Here is a 23,284-nt window from a genome sequence, read left to right as displayed (position 1 = left end):
ATAATGCCGAGCTGTATTGAGGGTCCGAATCTCGTATGTCCACATCTACATTCTCTGCCGCTCAGAATCAGGCGAGCACGCTTTATCTGCCGCCCGGTGCGTGGCTGACCGTACTCGATTGTCTGTGCGAGCATTTCCGCGCGATTGACCGCGAACAATGGCTGGACCGGATCGCCCGGGGACGGGTGCTGGATGGTCATGGCCAGCCGATCTCGGTGGATCTGGCTTACAAGGAAGGTTTGCGGATTCATTATTTTCGCGAAGTGCCGGACGAGAAGCCGATTCCGGTGGTCGAGTCGATTCTGTATGCGGACGAACATCTGGTGGTGGCTGACAAACCGCATTTTCTGCCGGTGACGCCCGCCGGAGAATACGTTGAGCAAACCTTGTTGCGCAGGCTGATTCGTCGCTTGGACAATCCCCACCTGGTGCCTTTGCACCGCATCGACCGGCACACGGCGGGACTGGTGATTTTCTCGGCCAATCCGCAAACCCGCTCGGCCTATCAGTCACTATTCCCCACGCGACAGATCGACAAGCGTTATGAGGCTATCGCGCCGGCGCTGCCTGATCTGGATTTCCCATTGGTACACAAAAGCCGTCTGGTGGATGGCGAACCGTTTTTCCGCATGCAGGAAGGCGCGGGTGCCAGCAATACCGAAACGGCGGTAGAGGTCCGGGAAAAACATGGCGATCTGTGGCGTTATGGGTTGTTTCCGGTGACCGGCAAGAAACATCAACTGCGCGTCCACATGACAGCGTTGGGCGCGAGCATCTGTAACGATCCTTTTTATCCGGTTGTGTTGAAAGACGCCGAGGACGACTACGCCAATCCGTTGAAGTTGCTGGCGCAAGGTCTGCGGTTTATCGACCCGGTGACCGGTGACGAGCGCGAATTCGAGAGCCGGATCACGCTGCAGTGGTGATACCGACTTCACTTTTCGAGCGCCCATGAAAAAGCCCGCAATCACTGCGGGCTTTTCTGTATCCGGTGTCGACCCAGAGCTTACAGCTCTTTAACGGTACGAACCTGATCCTTGTTGATGCGGGTTTCTTTGCCGTCCAGCTGTTTGAACTCGTAGAAGCCCGAATCGTCATCGTATTTCGGGGTGTCGACGGCCTGGATTTCGCGACCGTCATTCAAGGTGATCACTGTAGGCGACGAGCAACCGGCGAGGGTGGCAAGGCCCAGTGCGAGCATGAAAGTGGCGAGGGTCCGTTGAGTCATGGGTGTGTCTCCGAATGGGAATTCTTTTGGTTACTGAGCTTGAGACGTATACAAGGCGTGAGAGTTCCTTGAATGCTGTCAGTCTGACACAGTGTTGTGGGAATTTAACAGTTCGGGGGTGTTCAGGTTGGCCAGTCGCGGGTCGTTGTCCGGGCATTGCAGGGCAGTGGCGCCAAGGTTGCGCATGACGCGGCCGGGGCTGCGTTCACCGGCGCTCCAGGCTTCTTCGAAGGCCGGTAGAAGTGCCACCGGAATCACGCACAGCAACGGTTCCCAATGTTCGTCATGGCGCAACATTAAAGGTTTTTCAGGATTGTGATTGGCCGTCTCGCGCATGCTTTGCAGCAACGCTGCGTCAATGCGTGGGACATCACAGGGCAAGACCAGCAGGTGCGAATGGCGCGCAGCTTTCAGCCCCGCACGAATGCCGGCCAATGGCCCCGGAAAATCGCCCTCGTCATCGACCACCAATTGATCGGCAAACGGCGCATAACGCTCGCGATTGCGGTTGCAGGAGATGATCAGGTCGTCAGTCAGTGCACGGACCTTGCGCTGCAAATGCGCGATCAACGGCTCGCCCTGCCACTCGACCAGGCCTTTGTCCTGACCGCCCATGCGTTGGCCGCGTCCACCTGCCAGGAGCAGAATGGAGCAGAGGGGCAGTTGCGTATTCAGGGGCATGGCAGCTCTCCAGAGGGGCGGCGAAAAAATGAGGCGCTGTGATATAACACCGGGCTGTTTCTCCTACAACTGGACGAGCCTATGAAAGCCAAGGCTGATGTACCTTTCGTGCCGCTCAATATTGCGGTGCTGACAGTCAGTGACACCCGCACCCTGGAAACCGACACCTCAGGTCAGGTCTTTGTCGACCGCTTGACGGCGGCGGGCCATTTTCTGGCGCAGCGGGTCTTGCTTAAAGATGACCTCTACAAAATTCGCGCGCAAGTCGCCACCTGGATTGCCGACGATGTCGTACAGGTCGTGCTGATCACCGGCGGTACAGGATTTACTGGCCGCGACAGTACACCTGAAGCGGTCGCCTGCCTGCTCGACAAGCAAGTCGACGGGTTTGGAGAGTTGTTCCGGCAGATTTCGGTAGCCGATATCGGCACCTCAACAGTTCAGTCCCGTGCGCTGGCCGGTCTGGCCAATGGCACGCTGGTCTGCTGCTTGCCGGGGTCGACCAATGCCGTACGTACCGGTTGGGATGGCATTCTGGGTGAGCAGTTGGACGCACGTCATCGCCCGTGCAATTTCGTGACTCATTTGAAGCAGGCGGCGCCTTGTGAATCCCGTGGGTAAGCCTGGCAAGACCGGGGCACTGATGCCGGTCGAGGTGGCGTTAGCTCGCCTGCTCGACATGGCCGAAGCCTCGCCCATTGTCGAGCATGAGTACTTACCGCTGGTTCAGGTTCAGGGGCGTGTGCTGAGTGAAGACTTGATTTCGACGCTGGATTTGCCGCCCTGGCCTAACAGTGCCATGGATGGTTATGCGCTGAACCTGGCGGACTGGACCGGCGAATCCATGCCGGTCAGTCAGAAGGTGTTCGCCGGGCAATCTCCCGAACCGCTGAAGCCGGGCACCTGTGCACGGATTTTCACCGGAGCTCCGGTGCCTGCGGGCGCTGACTGCGTGGAAATGCAGGAAAATGCAGAGGTTCAAACCGATGACATGGTGCGCTTCCTCGAACCAATGAAGGTCGGGCAGAACATACGCCCGCATGGCCAGGAAACCACCGTCGGTGAGTTGATCCTGCCTGCCGGAACCCGGCTGGGTCCGATCGAGCAGGGGCTGGCGGCATCGTTGGGCTGCGCCGGGCTTAAGGTCGTACGCAAGGTTCGGGTGGCGGTGATTTCCACCGGCGATGAATTGGTCGAACCGGGACAGGCATTGGGGCCGGGTCAGATATTCAACAGTAATCGGGTATTGCTGTGCAGTTGGCTGCAGCGTTTGGGTTGTGAGGTGATCGACGCCGGTATTCTTCCGGATAATCTGGCCACGACCCGTGCCCGCCTGGGCGAGTTGCAGGATGTTGATCTGATTCTTTCCACCGGTGGCGTGTCGGTGGGTGAGGCGGACTTTCTCGGTATCGCTTTGCGAGAAGAGGGCGAGCTTGCCCTTTGGAAGCTGGCGATAAAACCCGGTAAACCGCTCACGTTTGGCTATTTCCGCAACGTGCCCGTCCTTGGCTTGCCAGGCAATCCGGCGTCGACACTGGTGACCTTTGCGCTGCTCACTCGACCTTACCTGTTGCGCCGGCAGGGCGTGCGGGACGTCGAGCCGCTGAAGTTCACCGTACCGGCTGGTTTTGACTGGCCGGTGGCAGGCAATCGGCGTGAGTACCTGCGGGGCCGTCTGGAGCAAGGACGGGCGACTGTTTACCGCAACCAGAGCTCAGGCGTGCTACGTAGCGCGGCGTGGGCGGATGGATTGGTCGAAGTGCTGGAAGGTCGTACGCTGAGCGCAGGAGACCCCGTACTCTTCATTCCGCTGAGCGAACTGCTGGGCTGATACTGTCGTGCAAATGCAGGCGTCGGCTGACTCAGGCGGCGCCTGCAATGACTCATTCACTTAATTGCTGATCAATGTCACAAGCTGGTCGAATCGGCTATTGGCCACCCAGCCCAGCAGACCCAGCACCACCGCTGTTGCACCCGCCGAGTAGGCGAGCCGGTGTTTGATCGTTCTGACATCACCGCGGACTTCGTCCATGTCCCGCCGAAGGTATTTGAGATGGGTTTCCAGCTCGGTCACTCGGGGTTCCATATCAACTTCTCCAGTGGTTCTGGCGCTGTTTTTGAAATCGGATTTGTGATTCGCGCGACTTTCGACGAGGGGGCCAACCGGACTCACTGGCATTCTGGCTTCATGGCTTGGCATGGAAGCATCCACCAGTTGATTCAAATGTTTGTTTGCAGCCTTTTCCAGCTCTGGAACTGACATGAGCCTTGGGGGTGTATCCACTCATTACATGCACGTCCTTGTGTGTTGGATTGAAGATCAATACCGCGAGCACACGGTGCCCCAATGCTCGGACCGGGTCAATTAAGCCGATTCCGCATGTTTTGTAAGAAAAAATACCGCTGTGTAGGACGCCCGCGCCAAAAGGTTGAATTAATTAGGGGGCTGACGGCTTTTTTGCCTGCCGCTGCGGTCAAGATGTCTCAATCGATTCGATTTTGGGAGTGACGTGATGAGTGAACGCCGGGCGCTGTTGATACTGCATGGCAAGCAGGCACTCAACGAGGCGGTTCGCACCGCCGTCGAGGACAAGCGCAAGCAAGGCTGGGAGCTGGCCGTGCGTCTGACCTGGGAGGCAGGGGACGCTCAGCGTTGGGTGGAGCAAGCCTTGGCGGACGGCTACACAAAGATTATCGCCGGCGGTGGAGATGGCACGTTGCGCGACATCGCCGAAGCGCTCGCGGCGCATCCGGGCAAAGCCAGCCTGGTGCTTTTACCTTTGGGCACCGCTAACGACTTTTCCCGCGCCGCCGGTGTGCCACTGGAGCCTGCCGAAGCGCTTGAGCTGCTTGATGTGCCGCCGCGCGACATCGATCTGGGCGAGGTTGGCGGGCAGATTTTCCTGAATATGGCCACGGGTGGTTTCGGTAGTCAGGTCACGGCCAATACGTCCGAGGACCTGAAAAAAGTACTCGGTGGTGCAGCCTATCTGTTCACCGGTTTGTCACGATTCAGCGAGCTGCATGCCGCTTATGGCGAACTTCAGGGGCCGGACTTTCACTGGAGTGGCGAAATGCTCGCGCTGGGTATCGGCAATGGCCGTCAGGCCGGTGGCGGGCACGTACTGTGCCCGGAAGCGCTGGCCGATGACGGTTTGCTTGATATCAGCATCCTGCCGGCGCCACAGGAGCTGGTGGGCACGTTGAAGACGCTGCTCAGCGATGGTTTCGGCATCGATAACATGTTTGTCCGAGCCCGTTTGCCATGGGTCGAAATCAAAGTGGCCGAGGGGCTCTGCATCAATCTGGATGGCGAACCACTGGAAGGTGACAGCTTGCGATTTGAAGCGCGTCCGGCAGCGTTGCGCGTGCATTTACCGGAGCATTCTCCATTGTTGAGCGGCACCGGATCGGTCAGTCGTCCAGGCTGATGATCTGTTCGCGTACGGCGAAAAGCACCAGGCCCGCTACGTCGTAGATTTGCAGGCGCTTCATGATCTGTGAACGGTGGGTCTCGACAGTCTTGATGCTCAGCCCCAGGCCATTGGCGATTTCCCGGGTGGATTTGCCCCGCACGATCAAGCGCAGGATTTCCAGTTGGCGCGCGGTCAGATTGTGCGAGTCGGCGACCTCCGGCTGCTGCTTCTGATTACGGGTCAGGGCCTGATTGATCACTGTGTGGGCGATGGCCGGGCTCAGGTAGCGCTCGTTGTTGCGCAAGGCTTCCAGTGCATGTTCGAGTTCGGTGGCCGTGGTGTCTTTGAGCAGGTAGCCGTGGGCGCCGGACTCCAGTGCCTGCATGATCAGCGCCGGATCGGTATGCATCGACAGGATCAGCACCTTGCTCTGCGGACGGACTCGCTTGAGTCGCTGCAAAGCTTCCAGGCCACCGGTTTCTTTCATGGAGATATCCAGCAATACGATATCCGGACTCAGTTGCTCGACCATCTCGAGCAGCTGCGAGCCGTCATTGGCCTCGCCAATCACCGCGTAACCGGGAATATCCAGCACCAGAGCGCGCACGCCGGCCCTGATCAGCGAGTGGTCATCCACCAGAAGTAAGTTGCAAGTCAACGCATAACCTTATTCGTACTGGCCCGCTCGAGTGCGCGAGGCGCCCAGGGGAAGAGTGCTTCGATTTGAGTGCCTTTGCCCGGTTCGCTGATGACGTTCAGGGTGCCACCCAGTTGCTCGATTCGTTCGGCCATCCCGGCCATGCCTCGTTGTCCTTCTCGACCCGGATTGGCCGACGGGGCGAACCCCAGGCCGTCATCGCTGATCAGCAACGTCAGACCTTTGGGCAGACGTTGCACGCGTATCACCAGGTTTTTCGCCTGGGCGTGACGCAGAATATTGGTAACAGCCTCTTGGGTAATACGAAAGGCCGCGACCGCCATTTCTTCCGGAATACCGTTAAGTCGCTGCTGGCAATCGAGGCTCCAGTGCACGCTGGTGTTGGTCAATGTCTTGAGCAGATGCGCGCGCAGGCTGGCTTCAAGCCCCAGGCTGGTCAACTGGCGTGGATTGAGAATCGCCGAAACGTCGCGCACCTTGTTGAGGGTTTCTTCCAGGGTGTCGCACAACGCCGTGCACTGTTCCTGCAATTCATCCGGCATGCGTCGTTTGAGCCACTCGCTTTGCAGTTTGGCAGCCGTCAGCAATTGGCCGATATCGTCGTGCAGTTCGCGGCTGAGGCGATGACGCTCGTTTTCCTGGACTTCCAGCAGGCGGTCAGCAAGTTCTTGTGGCTGGAACTTGATCGATTTGCGTGACAACCGATATTGCACCCAGACGCACGCGGTGGCGGCCATGTCGAGCAGTAGCAAACCCAGGCTAAGTGGTGTCGACAGACCATAGGTCAGCAGACTGCCGAGCGTTGCCGCGATACACAGTATGAGTGTGAACCGGCGTGCATTTTCCCGGGAGGGTGGCCATGTGGTGATTGACTTGAGACTGGCGTACATAACGGATGGAGCCAATGGATGTTCGCTGCGGGCAGACCGGCCGGAGGCTGGCGGGTCTCTGTCTGAAAATGCTGTCAATTATGTTATTGATTTCAATGCGTTCAGTGAACGTATTGACTGCCGACTTCAGTGGATGGCTCTCTCTGAAATCACTGTGCCACTAATTTGAAAGCAACTAATGGGCGGCATAATACCACTTAAGATACCGTTGGTCGCGCTCGCTATATATGTCCATTGAGTCAGGAAATACGTGATATTGGACGTAAGTTCCATAATGGAAAACAGACGGATTATTGTCTTCGATAGATGTCGGTGTTGCCCGAAGTTGTGCTTCTTAACACACAGGCAAACCCTGAGGCCGGCAGGAAACATTTATGTCTGTCAGAGGTGATTATTTAATTCGACTTGTCGCTGGCAGGTATGAACGCTTTCAATTACGACATGCAACGCTTGCGTCCCGAGTGGCCATGCGTGTGCAGACTGATGATCAGGCTTGTCCTGAATACGGCCGTTGGGGCAAACGTTTGCCCGCGAGTGCCGGCTGAAGCTGACTTTGGCCGACCTGGAAGGCGAATGCTTCGATCAGCGAAGCCTGTTCGCTTTCGTCCAGACTCAGTTGCCCGGTCTTCTGATCAATCAGTTCGAGTTGCCAGGCCATCAGCGTGAAGCAATCCTGCAGTGCTTGCAGAGCCTGTTCGTGGAGGTCGATACGGTCCTGGGGCAGGTTGAGCAAGCTGTAAATGTGCAGCGAGAATTCGGAGATCGCCTCCAGCGCCAGGGCTTCAGCCCTGCGTGCAAGTTTGAGGAGGGTGCCGAGCATGCACTCGATGGCGTCCTTGTCATTGCTGATCAGTTGCAAATGGCTGAGGCATTCTTCGGACTTGGCCAAGAGTTTTTCGGCCTCGGCAAGGAACTCGGGGAAGCGTTCTGCCCACTCTTTGCGGTCCATTGGCATGCTTATCTCCACCACGTCATGTCTGATGAGGGAATGCCGTGTGTGGCGACGATCATGAATCGTCGGGAGATCGCGCCCAGACGTGCAGGTGCACAGACTGAGAGGTTCCAGAGGGCTTGTTTCCGCTGAATTGCGATCGCACACAATAGCCTGACTCCGTTCATGCAATGAGAATGGCGTCACATTAATGGCTATTGGATATTGCGAATATCAGGTTGGGCCTGATTGTTACTAGGGGAATCCCTTAGGCACGGGAACCTACCGTGCAAACCGAGGTCGCGCAGCAGAGAATGTAGCAGATGAAAATCACCGGGTCAGTAAAGCATGATGTTAATGTGACATCAATGCCTGTTCGTGGCATTTTTGACGGGGTCTGGCTTGGCAATCAAGAACCGCGATTCGCCGCCGATAACCTCACATAGTGAATTCATCAGAACAAGCCCAGGAGTCATTGATGGCCGGCATTCTCGACACGGTAGACCAACGCACGCAACTAGTGGGTGAGAATCGCCTGGAAATTCTCATGTTTCGACTGGCCGGGCGTCAGTTGTTCGCGATCAACGTGTTCAAGGTTCAGGAAGTGCTGCAACTGCCAAAGCTGACTTTGATGCCGCAGCGTCACCCGTTTGTGTGCGGAGTGGTCAATCTGCGCGGTCAGACCTTGCCGGTGATCGATCTGTCGCAGGCGATCGGCATGCGTCCGTTGGTGCCGGGGCCGAACAGCACCATCATCGTCACCGAGTACAACCGTTCGGTGCAGGCCTTCCTCGTCGGTGGTGTAGACCGCATCGTCAACATGAACTGGGAAGCCATTCTGCCGCCGCCGACCAGCGCAGGGCGTCAACATTACCTGACCGCGATCAGCAAGGTCGACGATCAACTGGTGGAAATCATCGACGTCGAGAAAGTCCTCGCCGAAATCGTCCCGTACAACGCCAAGGTCTCGCGCGACAAGCTTGATGATCCGGTGCTGGAGCGCGCCCGTGGCCGCGAAGTGCTGCTGGTGGACGATTCCAATGTGGCGCTTTCGCAATTGCGCGACACCCTCGGCCAGCTCGGCGTGAAAATGCACATTGCCAGCGATGGCCTGAAGGCGTTGAACATGCTCAAGGGCTGGGCTGATACCGGCGTGAACATGACCGACAAGCTGCTGATGATTTTCACCGATGCGGAAATGCCGGAAATGGACGGCTATCGTCTGACCACCGAAATTCGCAATGACCCGCGTCTGCGTGGTTTGTACGTGGTGCTGCACACTTCACTGTCCGGCAGTTTCAACGACTCGATGGTGAAGAAGGTCGGTTGCGACAACTTCCTCTCCAAGTTTCAGCCGGACAAACTGGTCGACGTGGTGCGCCAGCGCCTGATGCTCGACGAAGTCCCGGCCTGACCCAAACGCTTCGGCCTCCTGTGGGAGCGAGCTTGCTCGCGAAGGCGGATTCCCTGTCGACACATGTGTTGAATGAATTTCCGCTTTCGCGAGCAAGCTCGCTCCCACAAGGTTTGCAGCGCACAAACTCCTTTGATTCGCGGATAAAGCTCGTATAGGGTGGCGTTTTTATCCTCCAGGGAGCTGGCCATGTTGCGTCTGAGCGCGCTTTATCGTTACCCGTTGAAATCCGGCAAAGTCGATGTGCTGCAAAGCGTCGACCTCGACAAGCTGGGGCTTGATGGCGACCGACGCTGGATGCTCGTCGATGAAGCCAGCGGCCGTTTCCTGACCCAGCGCGCCGAAGCGAAGATGAGTCAGTTGTCGGCACTCTGGAATGCGCAAGGCGGTCTGACCCTGAGCGCACCTGAACAGTCCTCCATCGATATTGCCTTGCCGGACAATGACGCCGAACTGCGTGGTGTGACGATCTGGCGCGACACCTTGCGCGTGCCGGATGCCGGTAATGAGGCCGCGCGCTGGGTCAGCGATTTCATCGGCAAGCCGACCCGTCTCGTGCAGGTACCGCTGGATCGTGCCCGCATGACTCAGGCAGGTTTCGGCAAGGATGATGATCAGGTCGCCTTCGCCGACGGATTCCCCCTGCTGTTGATCGGCGAGGCGTCCCGGCAGGATCTCTCGCAAAAGGTCGGTCGTCCGCTGGAAATGCTGCGCTTTCGGCCGAATCTGGTGATTGAAGGTAGCGAGGCTTACGCCGAAGACAATTGGAAGCGCATTCGCATTGGCGAAGTCGAGTTCCGTGTGGTCAAGCCGTGTTCGCGCTGCATCCTCACCACGATCGACCCGAAAACCGGTGAGCGCAGTGCCGATCGTGAGCCGCTGGCCACCTTGCAGAAATATCGTGCTGAAGCCGATGGTGCGATGTTTGGCCAGAATCTGGTGAATGACAGCAATGGTCGACTCGAAGTCGGCATGCCGGTGGAGATTCTCGAGTAGTCTGTCACTGAAACGAAAAATGCCCGTGTCCTTGGACACGGGCATTTTTGTTGGTGCAGTGAAACCGTTGCTTTTAGCCGCGGTATTCGCACAGGTAAGCGGTGTCGACCGCAACCTTCAGCTGGAACTTGCTGTTGGCCGGGACATTGAACTGGCTGCCAGCAGCGAAGGTTTCCCAGTCGCTGCTGTCGGGCAGTTTGACGGTCAGTGCGCCGGACACCACATGCATGATTTCACGCTGAGCGGTGCCGAATTCGTATTCGCCCGGGGCCATGACGCCGATGGTCGCCGGACCCTCAGCGGTGCCAAAGGCGATCGACTTGACGGTGCCGTCGAAGTACTCGTTGACTTTAAACATGGGCGATTCCTCGAAAAGGGTTAAAAATTGGAGGCGGCCAGTATGCACAAGGCGTTTGGCGCCGTCACCTGCCCGGCGTCTGTCCGCTGAGTTCTCGAATTGACCCTAGAGTGGCAATACCAGCGGCAACAGTCGCGCAGTGTTACGCGCATCCTCCAGCGCCCGATGCTGCTGACCGCTGAACTGCATGCCAGCCAGTTGCAGTGCACCGTTGAGCCCCAGTGGCCGTTCCAGGCGCCGGGCCTTGGCAAAGCGTTGTTTGAGGTTCATGTGCGGCACCCGGCTCAAGCCGCTGTCGATTTGCAGGCGCTGCCATTCCTGGAGCAATTGCTTGCGGTCGTAGTCGCCCCAACTGGCCCAGCCTTCGAGACGTGTCTGATGTTGCGCGAGCCAGCGTTCGAACGCCGGCCAGACCTCGGTCAGCAGTTGTGCCGAATCGATATTGGCCTGGGTGATGTGCGTCAGTTCACGACAAAAAGGCGTGAGCAACGGCCGCCGCGCCGGTTTGACGAAGCGCTGGAAGTGATCCTGCTCGCGCCCGGCGCGATCGACCAAGGTGGCGCCGATCTCGATAATTTCCATCTCGGTGACCGGCCAGCCACCCTCATCGGTGGTGGCTTCCAGATCTATGACCAGCCAGTGGGGCATCGCAGGGTTCCTGATTTCCGCGTTCTGATAACTCAGAGCGTAGTCAAAACCCGCATGGGTGTGTGGGTGACTACTCGACCTGCAACAGAACCTGACGATTTTTTACCTGATCGCCGACTTTGACCTGCACCCGCTTGAGCACGCCGTCGATGCCGGCCTTGAGCGGGTGCTCCATTTTCATTGCCTCCAGTACCACCAGCAACTGACCCTTACTGACCGGGCTGCCTTCGCTGACGAGAACGTCGATGATGGCACCGTCCATCGGCGCTTTCAGGGTGCCGGAGCTGACGCTGGTCTGACTGTCGATCACCGCGTGAGTTCGATCCTCCAGGCGCAGACTGCCGGGATCTGTGCACAGCCAGAGGTGCCCGCTATCAAGTCGATACGCGTGACGCTGGCGCAAACCGTCGATTTCCAGCGTCAGCGACTGCGTGTCGTGGTCGATGAGTGTTAACTCGAGCGTGCGCTCGGCAACCTGTACGGTGAAGGCACCTTGCGCTTGAGCGAGCAGTTGCACCGTCCAGTTCTGATCATCAAGCCCGAGTCGATAATGCAGCGGCACACTGGCGTTGTTGCGCCAGCCAGTCAGTGGCGCGCGATGGGCAAGGGCGCTTGCTTGATAGAAAAGCATCGCTGCAATCGCCAGTTCCTCGGCATCCGGAATGTAACGTTGCAAACAAGGATGTTCGCGGAAGTGCCGGGCAATGAAACCGGTACTGAATTCGCCACTGATGAACTGCGGATGTTGCAACAGGCTGGCCAGCAAGCGCTGATTGCTTTGCACGCCCAATAACACCGTGTCCTGTACCGCGCGCAAGAGTTTGCGCCGGGCTTCTTCGCGGGTGGCGCCAAAGGCGATCACTTTGCCCAGCATCGGATCGTAGAACGGGCTGATCGATTGTCCTTCCAGTAAGCCATGATCGATTCGCGCACCATGCTGCAGCGCCGGTTCCCAGGCTTCGACACGGCCGGTTTGCGGGAGGAAGTCTTGCGCGGGATCTTCGGCGTAAAGCCGCACTTCCATGGCATGCCCGTTGAGCTGCACCTGGTCTTGGGTCAGTGGCAACGGCTGCCCCTCGGCGACCAGCAATTGCCACGCGACCAGATCCAGCCCGGTGATCAATTCAGTCACCGGATGCTCGACTTGCAGGCGCGTGTTCATCTCCAGAAAGTAGAACTGCCCGCGCGCATCGAGCAAAAACTCCACGGTGCCGGCGCCGACATAATTGACTGCGCGGCCAGCCTTCAATGCCGCCTCACCCATGGCCTGGCGCAGTTCGGCGGTCATCACCGGGCAGGGCGCTTCCTCGACGACTTTCTGGTGGCGACGCTGGATCGAGCAGTCGCGTTCGCCGAGATAGATCAGGTTGCCGTGATGATCGCCGAACAGCTGCACTTCGACATGCCGTGGTTCGATCAATGCCTGTTCGAGGATCAATTCGTCGCTGCCGAAACCATTCAGTGCTTCGGAGCGCGCGGTGCGCAGTTGCGCCGGCAAGTCAGCGGCGTTGTGCAGTAGACGCATGCCGCGCCCACCCCCGCCGGCACTGGCCTTGATCATCAGTGGATAGCCGATGCGGTCGGCTTCACGCAGCAGAGTGGCGTCGTCCTGTTCGGCACCTTGATAACCGGCGATGCACGGCACGCCGGCTTCGAGCATGGCGATTTTCGAGCGGCGTTTGCTGCCCATCAATTCGATGGCTGCGACGCTGGGGCCGATGAAGATCAGCCCCGCTTGTTCGCAGGCGCGGGCGAACTCGGCGTTTTCCGAGAGAAAACCGTAGCCGGGATGGATGGCGTCGGCGCCGCTGCGGCGGGCGGCGTTGAGGATCGCCGGGATGTTCAGATACGACTGCTGCACGGGGGCGGGGCCGATGTGTACGGCTTGGTCGGCCATTTTGACGTGCAGGGCATCGGCGTCGGCGTCGGAGAAAACGGCAACGGTGCGGTAACCCAAAGCTTGCGCGGTGCGCTGGATGCGGCAGGCGATTTCACCGCGGTTGGCGATCAGGATTTTGCGGATGGCGGGCATGGTGATCTTCCTGAGTATTTGGCGGTGGGTTGGCTGGCCTCTTCGCGAGCAGGCTCGCTCCCACAGGAATTTGCATCGTTCACAAAACCTGTGGGAGCGAGCCTGCTCGCGAAGCTTTTAGCTGGCCCACCGCGGTTTACGCTTTTGCACGAAAGCCATGGTGCCCTCGATCCCTTCGTCGCCAGTCACCGCTTCGCTAAACCACTGCGCCGCCTCATCAAGCAATTCACTCGAAGGCTGCCCGGCACTCGCCAACAACAATTTCTTGGTCATTGCATTCGCCTCCGGCGCGCAACACAGCACATGCTGCAACACCTCATCGAGCCGCTCGGCCAGCGCTTGGGCATCCTGCTCGACAAAATGCACCAGCCCCAGACGCCGTGCCTGATGCCCGTCAAAACGCGCAGCGGTCAGCGCCAGTCGGCGGGTTTCGGTCAGGCCGATGCGCTGCACCACAAACGGCGCAATCTGCGCTGGCAGCAAGCCGAGGCTGGTTTCCGGCAGGCCGAATTGCGCCTGGTGATCGGCAATCGCGATATCGCTGACACACGCCAGCCCGAAACCGCCGCCAAGCACCGCGCCTTGCAACACCGTGATCAGCACTTGCGGCGCGTGCTGTGCTTCTTCCAGCAGGGCGCCGAACGCGCGGTTCAGATCGCGATATGCCTGCGCACCCTGAGCGCGAGCGCTGGCCATGTCCTTGATATCGCCACCGGCACAGAAATGCCCACCGGCACCGCTGAGCACCAACGCCCGAACTGATCGGTCATTTCGAACTGCGCTCAACACTGTGCGTAATTCGCAGACCATCTGCAGGCTCATCGCATTGCGGCTGTCCGGGCGATTGAGGGTGATGTGCAGCACGCCGCCATGCAGTTCCAGCAACAGCGTCTGGCAATCCGGCAGGCTGCTCATTTCTTTTTCCCCGGGAGGATGCCCATCAGTTTGCAGATGATCCCCAGCATGATTTCATCGGCGCCGCCGCCAATTGATACCAGCCGCACATCGCGATAGGCGCGGGCCACCGGGTTGTCCCACATGAAGCCCATGCCACCCCAATATTGCAGGCAGCTGTCGCTGACTTCGCGACCGAGGCGTCCGGCCTTGAGCTTGGCCATCGAGGCCAATCGCGTAACGTCCTGGCCTTTCACGTACTGCTCGGTGGCCTGATAGACCAGCGCGCGCAGGCATTCGATTTCGGTCTGCAATTCGGCGAGGCGGAAGTGGATCACCTGATTGTCGATCAGTGCATTGCCGAAGGTCTTGCGCTCCTTGCAGTACTCGATGGTGCTGTCGACGCAATATTCCAGGCCTTTGATCATGTTCGCCGCGCCGAACAGACGTTCCTCCTGAAACTGCAGCATCTGCATCATGAACCCGGCGCCTTCATGGCCGATGCGATTGCGCTGCGGCACGCGCACGTTGTCGAAAAACACCTGGGCGGTTTCCGAACTGCGCATGCCGAGCTTGTCCAGGTGCGAGCTGAGGCTGATCCCCGGCGTGTTCATCGGCACCATGATCAGCGACTTGTTGATGTGCGGCTTATCGTCCGAGGTATTAGCCAGCAGACAGATGAAGTCGGCGCTCGGCGAATTGGTGATCCACATCTTGCTGCCATTGATCACATAGTCGTCGCCATCCTTGCGCGCGGTGGTTTTCAGCCCGGCCACATCAGATCCGGCGCCAACTTCGGAGACGCCGATGCAGCCGACCTGCTCGCCGCTGATCGCCGGGCGCAGGAACTCTTCGCGTAATTCATCGGAGCCGAAGCGGGCGAGGGCGGGCGTACACATGTCGGTCTGCACGCCGATCGACATCGGAATGCCGCCGCAATGGATGGTGCCGAACTCTTCGGCGGCGACAATCGAATAGCTGTAGTCGAGGCCCATGCCGCCGAATTTCTCCGGTTTGGAAATGCCCAGCAAACCGAGGTCGCCAGCCTTGCGGAAAATTTCGTGAATGGGAAAGCGACCGGCCTTTTCCCATTCATCAACGTGCGGGTTGATTTCATGCTCGACGAACTGGCGGACGGTGCGGCGCAGTGCTTCGTGTTCCGGGGTGAAGATCATTGTTATTGTTCTCCGTAAGATCCGTGGCGGTCAGAACCGGCTGACGCCGAAGCTGTTGGGTTGCAGCGTACGAATGTCGGCTTCGTGGCAAATGTCCAGCAAATAGCCGAGCAGGGTGCGCGTGTCACGCGGGTCAATCAGCCCGTCGTCCCACAGGTTGGCGCTGCCGTAAAGCGCGGTGGACTGGCTGTCGAGTTTCTGCGCGGTGACCTGTTCGAGCATGTCGAGCATTTTCGGCTCCGGCGTGAGGCCGTCCTTGAGCTGTTTGGCTTCAGTCACAATGCGCAGCACTTTGCCGGCCTGCGCGCCACCCATCACCGCCGTGCGGCTGTTCGGCCAGGCGAAGATAAAGCGCGGATCGAGACCGCGGCCGCACATCGCATAGTTGCCGGCGCCGTAGGAGCCGCCGACGACGATGGTCAGTTTAGGCACCCGTGCATTGGCTACCGCTTGAATCAGTTTCGAGCCGTGTTTGATTATCCCTTGCTGCTCGGATTCGGTGCCGACCATGAAACCGGTGGTGTTGTGGAAAAACAGCAGCGGGGTCTGGCTCTGGTCGCACAACTGGATGAACTGCGCTGCCTTGCTCGCACCGTTCGGGGTGATCGGGCCATTGTTGCCGATGAACCCGCAGGCGCGGCCCTGAATCTTCAATTGGCCGCAAATGGTTTGCTGATCAAACTCGCCTTTGAATTCGACGAAACAGGATTCATCGGCAATGCGCGCGATGATTTCGCGCACGTCATAGGGCTTTTTCGGATCGTCGGGGATGAGCCCGAGCAATTCATCGATGGGGTAGAGCGGCTCTTTGTATTGCGGCTCCGGCAGCCACGGCAGTTGCTCGTTCCACGGCAGCATACGGAGGATTTCGCGGACCTGACGCACGCCGTCGGCATCGTTTTCCGCGAGGTATTCAGCCGTCCCGGCGATCTGCGCGTGCATCTCGGCACCGCCGAGCTCTTCATCGGTGGCGACTTCGCCGGTGGCGGCTTTGAGCAATGGCGGGCCGGCCAAAAACAGCTTGGCCTTGCCGCGTACCACCACCACGTAATCCGACAGTCCCGGCTGGTAAGCGCCGCCCGCCGTGGCCGAGCCGTGCACCACGGTGATCTGCGGCAAACCCATTGCCGACATCCGCGCCTGATTGGCAAAACTGCGTGCGCCTTCGACGAAAATCTCCGCGGCGTAATTGAGGTTGGCACCACCGCTCTCGGCAAGGGTGATCACCGGGAGTTTGTTTTCCTGAGCGATCTGTTGCAGGCGCAGGGATTTTTTCAGGCCGCTGGGCGAGATCGTCCCGCCCTTGATCGCGCTGTTGTTCGCCACGATCATCGCGCGGATGCCGCAGACGTAACCGATACCGGCGATCAGCCCGCCACCGGCGGAGCTGCCGTCCTTGTCGTCATGCAATTTGTAGCCGGCGAGGCTGGCCAGTTCGAGGAACGGCGCGCCGGGATCGAGCAACAGGTTCAGGCGTTCGCGCGGCAGTAATTGCCCGCGCTTGTCGAATTTCGCCTTGGCTTCGGCGGCTTTGTTCAGCAGGTTCTGTTCGAGTTGCTGGACTTGCTCGATGGCCGTGAGCATGGCCGCACGGTTGCGGGCGAACGTTTCGCTGTGCGGATCGAGTCGGGACTGAATCTGCGGCATGGCTTACTCCTTGTCCTTGAGGACATCGGGAAGGTACGCCCGGTGGAACCCGTTGAACGACTCGCTGTGAGTGGCCTTGTGCAACGGCCATGCACGACTGCCGAGGCTGGCTGCGCCATCGATTTTCAAGGTGCTGCCACTGATGAACGCCGCCGCCGGGCTGAGCAGAAACACGATGGCCGCACTGACTTCCGATTCGGTGCCAATACGCTTGAGCGGTACATGTTCACGCAGGGTTGGAATCACCGCTTTGAACGCGCCTTCGTAAGTGTCCATGCCGCTGGAGGCAATCCAGCCCGGCGCCACCGCGTTGACCCGCACCCCGGCATAGCCCCATTCGAACGCGGCGGTCTTGGTGAAGTTGTCCATGCCCGAACGCGCCGCGCCCGAGTGGCCCATGCCGGGCATGCCGCCCCACATGTCGGCGAGCATGTTGACGATGTTGCCGCCGTGTTTGCTCATCGACTGGTTGAACACTTCCCGCGCCATCAGAAATCCGCCGACCAGATTGGTGCGCAGTACGGTTTCGAAACCTTTCTGATTGATCGAGGCCAAGGGCGACGGGTACTGACCGCCGGCATTGTTGACCAGACCATGGATCGGCCCATGCTCGGCGATCAGCTCCTTGACCAGTTGTTTCACCGCTTCTTCATCGCGGATATCGCAGGCCTGCCAGTGTGCGTGGCCACCGTCCTCGGCAATTTCCGCGGCGACCTTTTGCAGTTTCTCCGGTTTGCGCCCGACCAGCAGCACACGGGCACCGAGGGCTGCCAGTTCATGCGCGGTGCAACGGCCGATGCCGCTACCGCCGCCGGTGACGATGATGGTCTGGCCGCTGAATAGATCGGCGTTGAAAATCGACGCGTAAGCCATGCAAACCATCCTCTAGTCGAGCTGTTCGGCGATGCTCTGCGGCACCGGGATCTGGATTTCCAACAGTTGTTGGGCGAAGGCTTTGCCTTGCGGATCGATGCGCAGACTGGCCACGCCACCACCGCCAAGAGCGTTTTCCAAGAGAAAATTGAGGCTGTGGGTACCGGGCAGATACCAGCGTTCGACCCGGCCGTGAATCGGGTCGAGCACATGACTCATCCAGTCGACGATGACGGCCGGGGTCAGCGCTTCGGCGATCCACGGCAGGTATTCGGGCTTGCGCGGCATGACGCCGATGTTGCTGTGATTGCCTTTGTCGCCGGAGCGCGCCACGGCCAGTTTCACCAACGCCACACTGGCATCGGCGCGGCCCTGGGGTTTCGGCGGATGCTGGGCAATCGGCAAATCTTCGCTGTCGAGCGCTGCCAATGAAGGCAGGGTACAAGGATGGCGAACGCCGGCCAGATCAATCTGCAAGGTGCAGGCACTTTTCTCGATCAGGAATGAAAACAGGCGAATCAGCGGATACACCGTCGGCCGGCCGCCGACGATGCCGGTCAGGCCCGGCGCCATGCCGGTCGCGGCCTGGGCGATTTCCCGGGAGAACAAAATCAGTGCCTGTTTGTTCGGGTGGCGCACGGCGAGTTTGATCACCACCTCACGGCTATCGTTACGCTGACCGTGGGGGCCGTAGGTGGCTTCGCTGCCGAGCAGCTCGATGTTGGTTTCGGTGTAAGGCGGCCAACCACGCTGACTGAACATCTCTGCGGTTTTGGCGATGATCGCCTGACTGACGCGCTGCGCTTTTTCCACTGCATCGATGCCAGCGATCAGGCAACTGGCGGTGCAGCGAAAACCGTCCGGATACGTGGCGCTGACCTTGTATTTATCACTGGGCGGCAGGCCTTTGGCGCCGTGGACATGAACGAGGTTTTTGCCTTGCTGCTGCAGTTTGACCTGGCTGAAATCGCAGACCACGTCAGGCAGCAGATACGCCTGCGGATCGCCGATTTCATACAGCATCTGCTCGCCGACGGTCAGCGGTGTGATCAGCCCGCCAGAGCCTTCGGGTTTGCTGACAATGAATTGGCCATCAGCACTGACCTCGACGATGGGAAAACCGATGTGTTCGTAATCCGGCACGTCGCGCCAATCGGTGAAGTTGCCACCCGTGCACTGCGCGCCGCATTCGATGATGTGCCCGGCCAGCGCGGCCTGGGCGAGTTTGTCGTAATCGTGCCACGACCAGCCGAATTCATGCACCAGCGCGGCGCTGACCACGGCGCTGTCGACCACCCGTCCGGTGATGACAATGTCGGCGCCCAGGCGCAGGGCTTCGACGATACCCGGCGCGCCGAGGTAGGCGTTGGTCGATAAGCACATCGGCGGCAGCGGGGCGCCGCTGAACATCTCGGTGATGCCGCTGAGTTGTTTGAATTGTGGTTGCAGGTCATCGCCGAGTAACACGGCGATTTTCAGCGCGATGCCGGCCTTGTCGCATGCCGCTTGCAGGGCGTTGGCACAGGCTTGTGGGTTGACCCCGCCGGCGTTGCTGATCACGCGGATGTTCTGCTCGGCCAACTGCGGCAACAGGGGCGTGAGCACTTCGATGAAGTCGCCGGCAAACCCCGCCTGCGGATCCTTCATGCGTGCGCCGGCCATTATCGACATGGTGATCTCGGCGAGGTAGTCGAAGACCAGATAATCCAGTTTGCCGCCTTCTACTAACTGTGCGGCGGCGCTCGACGTGTCACCCCAGAAGGCACTGGCACATCCGATACGGACGGTGGTGGGCATTTTTATCTCCGACTCAGCAACCTGCGACAGAAGTGTCTGGAGGCTACCAAGCAAGCGCTTGGTTTGTAAACAGTTGAAACTATCTTCTGCCCAAGCGCTTGCTTGGTTGCCGCTGGCGGCTTAAATTGCGCGCAACCCTGCGGTTTCAGGGGGCAACAGACTGATCGACTGTAGGAGAGAACGGGTGGACGAGCAAAAAGCCCTGAGGGTCATGCGCGATTTGGTCGACGAGGGTCAGTTGACCGACCCCGATAGCGCCCGTGGCAAATTGCTGCAAGTGGCCGCTCACCTGTTTCGCAACAAAGGCTACGAACGCACCACCGTGCGCGATCTGGCCGGCGCCGTCGGTATTCAGTCGGGAAGCATTTTTCATCACTTCAAAAGCAAGGATGAAATCCTCCGCGCGGTGATGGAAGAAACCATCCGCTACAACACTGCGTTGATGCGTGCAGCGCTCGCCGATGCGGCTGATGTGCGCGAGCGCGTGCTGGCGCTGATCCGCTGCGAATTGCAGTCGATCATGGGCGGCAGCGGTGAAGCCATGGCGGTGCTGGTCTACGAATGGCGCTCGCTGTCCGAAGAGGGCCAGGCCAAAGTGCTGGCGCTGCGCGATGTTTACGAAGAGATCTGGCTGCAAGTGCTGGGTGAAGCCAAGGACGCCGGGTTTATACGTGGCGATGTATTTATTACCCGACGTTTCCTCACCGGCGCACTGTCATGGACGACCACCTGGTTCCGTGCTGGCGGCAGTTTGAGCCTTGATCAACTGGCCGATGAGGCGTTGATTCTGGTCCTCGAAGAGCGTTGAAGCACTTTCTATCCGGCCGGGAAACTGGCTAACTGGGCGAAACCGCCTAGCTTGAATGCATTGATCGGTATTTTTTCGGGGAGTGGGGTGTTTTGAAGTCTTTGCCAATTCGGACGGCCGCGGGGTTGATGCTCGCAGCGCTGGCTGCATTTTGGGTATTGCCCGCTCAGGCAGCGCAATTGGTTCGGGTCGGCGCGGCGCATTTTCCGCCCTACACCATTCGTCCGGAAAACGGTGCCGATACAGGCCTCTTGCCGCAATTGGTCGAGGCTCTCAATCGCCTGCAGAGCGACTATCAGTTCGTCCTGGTGCCGACCTCGATTCCCCGGCGTTTCGGGGATTTCAAGCAGGGCCGGATCGACATGGCGATTTTCGAGAATCCCGATTGGGGCTGGAAGGAAATTCCCCACACGGATGTCGACATGGGCCTTGAGGATGCAGAGATTTTCGTCGCGCAACGCGAAGACGGTCGTCAGCAGAACTATTTTGCCGACCTCACTGGCAAGCGACTGGCGTTGTTTAGCGGTTATCACTACGAATTCGCTAACTTCAACGCCGACCCAAAATTCCTCGCGCAGAATTTCAACGCCACGCTGACCTATTCCCACGACAGTAACCTGCTGATGGTGCTGCGCTCGCGTGCGGATATTGCCTTGGTGACCCGCTCCTACCTCAGCGATTACCTGCTGCGCAACGAGAAGGTGCGCAACGAGTTGCTGGTGTCGCAACGTATCGATCAGGTTTATCACCATTACGCGATCCTGCGCCCGACCGCACCTATCACTGGCGAGGCGTTTGGCAAACTGCTGCAAGGGTTGCGCGACAATGGCGAGATGCTGAAAATTTTCGATCCATACAAGATTGCGGTGGTGCCGATACCTCATCGCTGAGGCACTGATTTTCCGCAAAGCCTAAATTTCCCCTTTCGGCTCACGTCACATCGTTGAACTGTCGACGATTATCGTGAGCCCGACCCATGTCCAATCTGAATGACCTGACTGCCCTGGCCTTGCCTTCGGGCAGTCAACTGATCGCTGATGCAACTGAAAGCCGTCTGAGCCTGAGCCTGGACGGGCAACCGCTGATCCGCTTGCGCCTTGATCGGGAGGTGAAGGGACCGATCCAGATCGATGAACGTTTTGCGCTGCCGCCTGGGCAGGCGTTGTGGGCAGCCTGTTATTGGCTGTTCGCCCGCGATCCGGGGTGCCAGCAATTGACCTGGCAACTGGATCAGCCACCGACCGAAGCTCTGCTCACTGGCTTGCTGGTGAGCACCGAAGTGGCTGGCGAATATCGCTGCGAGCGCACGCTGTTCTGGCAGTTGCCGCAACCGTGGCTCGGCACTTCGCTGACCGGCAGCTATCCGCAGCAAATGGTCATCAGCCAGGGCAAGCGTCATCCGCTGCGCCCGGTGAAGCCGCGCGGTGAAGTGTATCGGCGTTTCGATGCGCGTCTTGGTGCGTGGATTTCCCTGCGCACGGTCGAGATCGAAGAAGACCTGCCGCGCTTCAACCGCTGGCAGAACAGCCCGCGCGTTGCCAGTTTCTGGCAGGAAGAGGGCAGTCTCGAGAAGCACCGCGAATACCTGAGCAACCTCGATGCCGATCCGCACACGCTGACGTTGATTGGTTGTTTCGATGATCAGCCGTTTGCCTATTTCGAAGCCTACTGGGCCAAGGAAGATCGCATCGCGCCGTTCTACGACGCCGACAATTACGATCGCGGCATTCACATGCTCGTGGGTGAGGAAGATCATCGCGGCCCGCACAAGGTGGCGAGCTGGTTATCGGCGCTGGTGCATTATCTGTTTCTGGATGATCCGCGTACGCAACGCGTGGTCGCCGAACCGCGCGCCGACAACGCGAAGATGATCGGCCATATGCAGAATCAGTGCTTCCACTGCGAGAAGGAATTCGATTTCCCGCACAAACGCGCGGCGCTGATGATGCTGGGGCGTGAGCGGTTTTTTGATCGGTGCAAATTGGCCTGAGGCAGTCGGGCTTGAGATTCATTGCGGTCTCAAGTCCGCCTTCGCGAGCAGGCTCGCTCCCACATTTGATCTCTGTGCGCAGAAACAGTGTGGGAGCGAGCCTGCTCGCGAATGGCTTGACGTCGAATTCAGATCTTAACGACGACCGGCAATCACCGCATCCCGACGACTGCCCGAGACCTTGCGGCAGTGCACCAGCGCATCACGAATCATGAAGTTGACCAGGGTCGGCGAAACGCCGAGTTCCTTGGCGATGTCCTTTTGCGGCACGCCGTGCAGGCGGTACATCTCGAACGCATAGCGAGTGCGGCTGGGCAGCTCGGTCAGCGCATCGGCGATGTTTTCCAGGGTCGAGAAGTTGATGTGCGAGGTTTCCGGCGAAGCACCCTGAATGACCACATTCAGCCCTTCCTCTTCAGGGCCGGAGTACTTTTGCTCAAGCGCCTGTTTGCGGTAATGATCGATGGCGAGGTTGCGCACGATCTGGAACAGATAGCTCAGTTGAGCCTTGATCGACGACGTGATCGGTGGCGCCGATTGCAGGCGGAAAAACGCATCCTGCACCACATCTTCGGCACGTGACCGGCAGCCGGTAATACGGGCTGCAATCTTGACCAGAATCAGTCGATTGTCGACGAATGCCTGAAGTAGCGGTGAATCGCACCTGCTTGTGGATACTTGTTCCGTCATGGAAATCACCTTGCTGCCAAATAGGTTAGTGGGACGCCTGGGGGGACGGGGCCGTCCTACACATCGAGCGACAAATTATGTTGAATGATAATGATTGTCAATTGAGAAAGAGAACTAATGATCCACAACAGTGCATTCTGAGAACTGCGACACGCCGC

Annotated in this window: 24 protein-coding genes; 9 read left to right on the top strand and 15 right to left on the bottom strand. The window is 59.0% G+C overall.

Translation table 11 applies throughout. The features are described from left to right. The first annotated feature begins 35 nt into the window (after window positions 1–35). Window positions 36–926: a pseudouridine synthase gene (locus ACRRSD_RS06480; protein ID WP_435037556.1), complete on the top strand. Its 891-nt coding sequence runs from the start codon at window positions 36–38 to the stop codon at window positions 924–926. Between the two features lie 80 nt (window positions 927–1,006). Here ACRRSD_RS06480 and ACRRSD_RS06475 read toward each other — a convergent pair whose 3' ends face one another. Continuing rightward, window positions 1,007–1,228, bottom strand: coding sequence for a YgdI/YgdR family lipoprotein (locus ACRRSD_RS06475; RefSeq protein WP_007908660.1), 222 nt, complete (start codon window positions 1,226–1,228; stop codon window positions 1,007–1,009). Window positions 1,229–1,306: 78 nt separating this feature from the next. Further along, on the bottom strand, window positions 1,307–1,909 hold the full coding sequence (gene mobA, locus ACRRSD_RS06470) for a molybdenum cofactor guanylyltransferase MobA (protein WP_435037555.1): 603 nt from the start codon (window positions 1,907–1,909) through the stop codon (window positions 1,307–1,309). An 81-nt stretch (window positions 1,910–1,990) separates the two neighbouring features. Between mobA and moaB the strand changes: the two genes are divergently transcribed. Further along, window positions 1,991–2,530, top strand: coding sequence for a molybdenum cofactor biosynthesis protein B (moaB, locus tag ACRRSD_RS06465; protein ID WP_007908664.1), 540 nt, complete (start codon window positions 1,991–1,993; stop codon window positions 2,528–2,530). Continuing rightward, window positions 2,514–3,740, top strand: a complete 1,227-nt coding sequence (locus ACRRSD_RS06460; RefSeq protein WP_435037554.1) for a molybdopterin molybdotransferase MoeA — start codon at window positions 2,514–2,516, stop codon at window positions 3,738–3,740. Before moaB ends, ACRRSD_RS06460 begins: the two co-directional genes overlap by 17 nt. A 60-nt stretch (window positions 3,741–3,800) precedes the next feature. Here ACRRSD_RS06460 and ACRRSD_RS06455 read toward each other — a convergent pair whose 3' ends face one another. After that, window positions 3,801–4,109, bottom strand: a complete 309-nt coding sequence (locus ACRRSD_RS06455; protein ID WP_435037553.1) for a hypothetical protein — start codon at window positions 4,107–4,109, stop codon at window positions 3,801–3,803. Between the two features lie 313 nt (window positions 4,110–4,422). Here ACRRSD_RS06455 and yegS point away from each other — a divergent pair, with 313 nt between their 5' ends. Next, window positions 4,423–5,340 (top strand): lipid kinase YegS, encoded by a 918-nt coding sequence (gene yegS / locus ACRRSD_RS06450; RefSeq protein WP_435037552.1) that lies wholly within the window; start codon window positions 4,423–4,425, stop codon window positions 5,338–5,340. Here yegS and ACRRSD_RS06445 read toward each other — a convergent pair. The 3 genes from ACRRSD_RS06445 to ACRRSD_RS06435 form a co-directional block, all read right to left on the bottom strand. Beyond that, on the bottom strand, window positions 5,324–5,983 hold the full coding sequence (locus ACRRSD_RS06445; RefSeq protein WP_435037551.1) for a response regulator: 660 nt from the start codon (window positions 5,981–5,983) through the stop codon (window positions 5,324–5,326). The genes yegS and ACRRSD_RS06445 overlap by 17 nt on opposite strands. Beyond that, the gene (locus tag ACRRSD_RS06440; RefSeq protein WP_435038477.1) at window positions 5,980–6,873 is read right to left on the bottom strand and encodes a sensor histidine kinase; all 894 of its coding nucleotides are present in this window, start codon (window positions 6,871–6,873) and stop codon (window positions 5,980–5,982) included. The genes ACRRSD_RS06445 and ACRRSD_RS06440 overlap by 4 nt, the downstream gene beginning before the upstream one ends. A 487-nt stretch (window positions 6,874–7,360) precedes the next feature. Continuing rightward, window positions 7,361–7,828 carry a hypothetical protein gene (locus tag ACRRSD_RS06435; protein WP_435037550.1) on the bottom strand — a complete coding sequence of 156 codons (468 nt, stop codon included), beginning with the start codon at window positions 7,826–7,828 and terminating at the stop codon, window positions 7,361–7,363. 454 nt (window positions 7,829–8,282) lie between these two features. Here ACRRSD_RS06435 and ACRRSD_RS06430 point away from each other — a divergent pair, with 454 nt between their 5' ends. Together ACRRSD_RS06430 and ACRRSD_RS06425 are read left to right on the top strand one after the other, a co-directional pair. Next, window positions 8,283–9,218 carry a chemotaxis protein CheV gene (locus ACRRSD_RS06430; protein ID WP_038364198.1) on the top strand — a complete coding sequence of 312 codons (936 nt, stop codon included), beginning with the start codon at window positions 8,283–8,285 and terminating at the stop codon, window positions 9,216–9,218. A gap of 189 nt (window positions 9,219–9,407) precedes the next feature. Next, a complete protein-coding gene (locus tag ACRRSD_RS06425; RefSeq protein ID WP_435037549.1) occupies window positions 9,408–10,214 on the top strand; it encodes an MOSC domain-containing protein in 807 nt (268 codons plus the stop codon). 73 nt (window positions 10,215–10,287) lie between these two features. Here ACRRSD_RS06425 and ACRRSD_RS06420 read toward each other — a convergent pair whose 3' ends face one another. The 8 genes from ACRRSD_RS06420 to ACRRSD_RS06385 form a co-directional block, all read right to left on the bottom strand. Further along, window positions 10,288–10,572, bottom strand: coding sequence for a pyrimidine/purine nucleoside phosphorylase (locus ACRRSD_RS06420; protein WP_003226701.1), 285 nt, complete (start codon window positions 10,570–10,572; stop codon window positions 10,288–10,290). A gap of 105 nt (window positions 10,573–10,677) precedes the next feature. Then, window positions 10,678–11,220 (bottom strand): exonuclease domain-containing protein, encoded by a 543-nt coding sequence (locus ACRRSD_RS06415; RefSeq protein ID WP_435037548.1) that lies wholly within the window; start codon window positions 11,218–11,220, stop codon window positions 10,678–10,680. Between the two features lie 70 nt (window positions 11,221–11,290). Then, entirely contained in the window at window positions 11,291–13,252 is a 1,962-nt protein-coding gene (locus ACRRSD_RS06410) for an acetyl/propionyl/methylcrotonyl-CoA carboxylase subunit alpha (RefSeq protein WP_435037547.1), read from the bottom strand. 117 nt (window positions 13,253–13,369) lie between these two features. Then, the gene (locus tag ACRRSD_RS06405) at window positions 13,370–14,167 is read right to left on the bottom strand and encodes an enoyl-CoA hydratase/isomerase family protein (protein ID WP_435037546.1); all 798 of its coding nucleotides are present in this window, start codon (window positions 14,165–14,167) and stop codon (window positions 13,370–13,372) included. Further along, window positions 14,164–15,321 (bottom strand): citronellyl-CoA dehydrogenase, encoded by a 1,158-nt coding sequence (gene atuD, locus ACRRSD_RS06400; RefSeq protein WP_064120215.1) that lies wholly within the window; start codon window positions 15,319–15,321, stop codon window positions 14,164–14,166. The genes ACRRSD_RS06405 and atuD overlap by 4 nt, the downstream gene beginning before the upstream one ends. Window positions 15,322–15,351: 30 nt before the next feature. After that, window positions 15,352–16,968, bottom strand: coding sequence for an acyl-CoA carboxylase subunit beta (locus tag ACRRSD_RS06395; RefSeq protein WP_435037545.1), 1,617 nt, complete (start codon window positions 16,966–16,968; stop codon window positions 15,352–15,354). 3 nt (window positions 16,969–16,971) lie between these two features. Continuing rightward, window positions 16,972–17,841, bottom strand: coding sequence for an SDR family oxidoreductase (locus ACRRSD_RS06390; RefSeq protein ID WP_435037544.1), 870 nt, complete (start codon window positions 17,839–17,841; stop codon window positions 16,972–16,974). Window positions 17,842–17,853: 12 nt separating this feature from the next. Then, a complete protein-coding gene (locus ACRRSD_RS06385) occupies window positions 17,854–19,638 on the bottom strand; it encodes an acyclic terpene utilization AtuA family protein (RefSeq protein WP_435037543.1) in 1,785 nt (594 codons plus the stop codon). Window positions 19,639–19,822: 184 nt separating this feature from the next. Here ACRRSD_RS06385 and ACRRSD_RS06380 point away from each other — a divergent pair, with 184 nt between their 5' ends. From ACRRSD_RS06380 to ACRRSD_RS06370, 3 genes are all read left to right on the top strand, one after another. Continuing rightward, window positions 19,823–20,446: a TetR/AcrR family transcriptional regulator gene (locus ACRRSD_RS06380; protein ID WP_322844290.1), complete on the top strand. Its 624-nt coding sequence runs from the start codon at window positions 19,823–19,825 to the stop codon at window positions 20,444–20,446. A 92-nt stretch (window positions 20,447–20,538) separates the two neighbouring features. After that, on the top strand, window positions 20,539–21,336 hold the full coding sequence (locus ACRRSD_RS06375) for a substrate-binding periplasmic protein (protein WP_435037542.1): 798 nt from the start codon (window positions 20,539–20,541) through the stop codon (window positions 21,334–21,336). Window positions 21,337–21,422: 86 nt separating this feature from the next. Then, complete coding sequence (locus ACRRSD_RS06370; RefSeq protein WP_435037541.1) at window positions 21,423–22,436, top strand: GNAT family N-acetyltransferase; 1,014 nt, start codon at window positions 21,423–21,425, stop codon at window positions 22,434–22,436. Window positions 22,437–22,571: 135 nt separating this feature from the next. On the opposite strand, the gene ACRRSD_RS06365 is transcribed toward ACRRSD_RS06370, so the two are convergent. Then, window positions 22,572–23,126, bottom strand: a complete 555-nt coding sequence (locus ACRRSD_RS06365) for an RNA polymerase factor sigma-70 (RefSeq protein ID WP_016985448.1) — start codon at window positions 23,124–23,126, stop codon at window positions 22,572–22,574. Window positions 23,127–23,284: the final 158 nt, after the last annotated feature.

It is taken from the genome of Pseudomonas neuropathica, assembly GCF_051174785.1.
Taxonomy (GTDB): Bacteria; Pseudomonadota; Gammaproteobacteria; order Pseudomonadales; family Pseudomonadaceae; genus Aquipseudomonas; species Aquipseudomonas neuropathica_A.
This window is presented reverse-complemented; position numbering and strand designations above follow the sequence as displayed.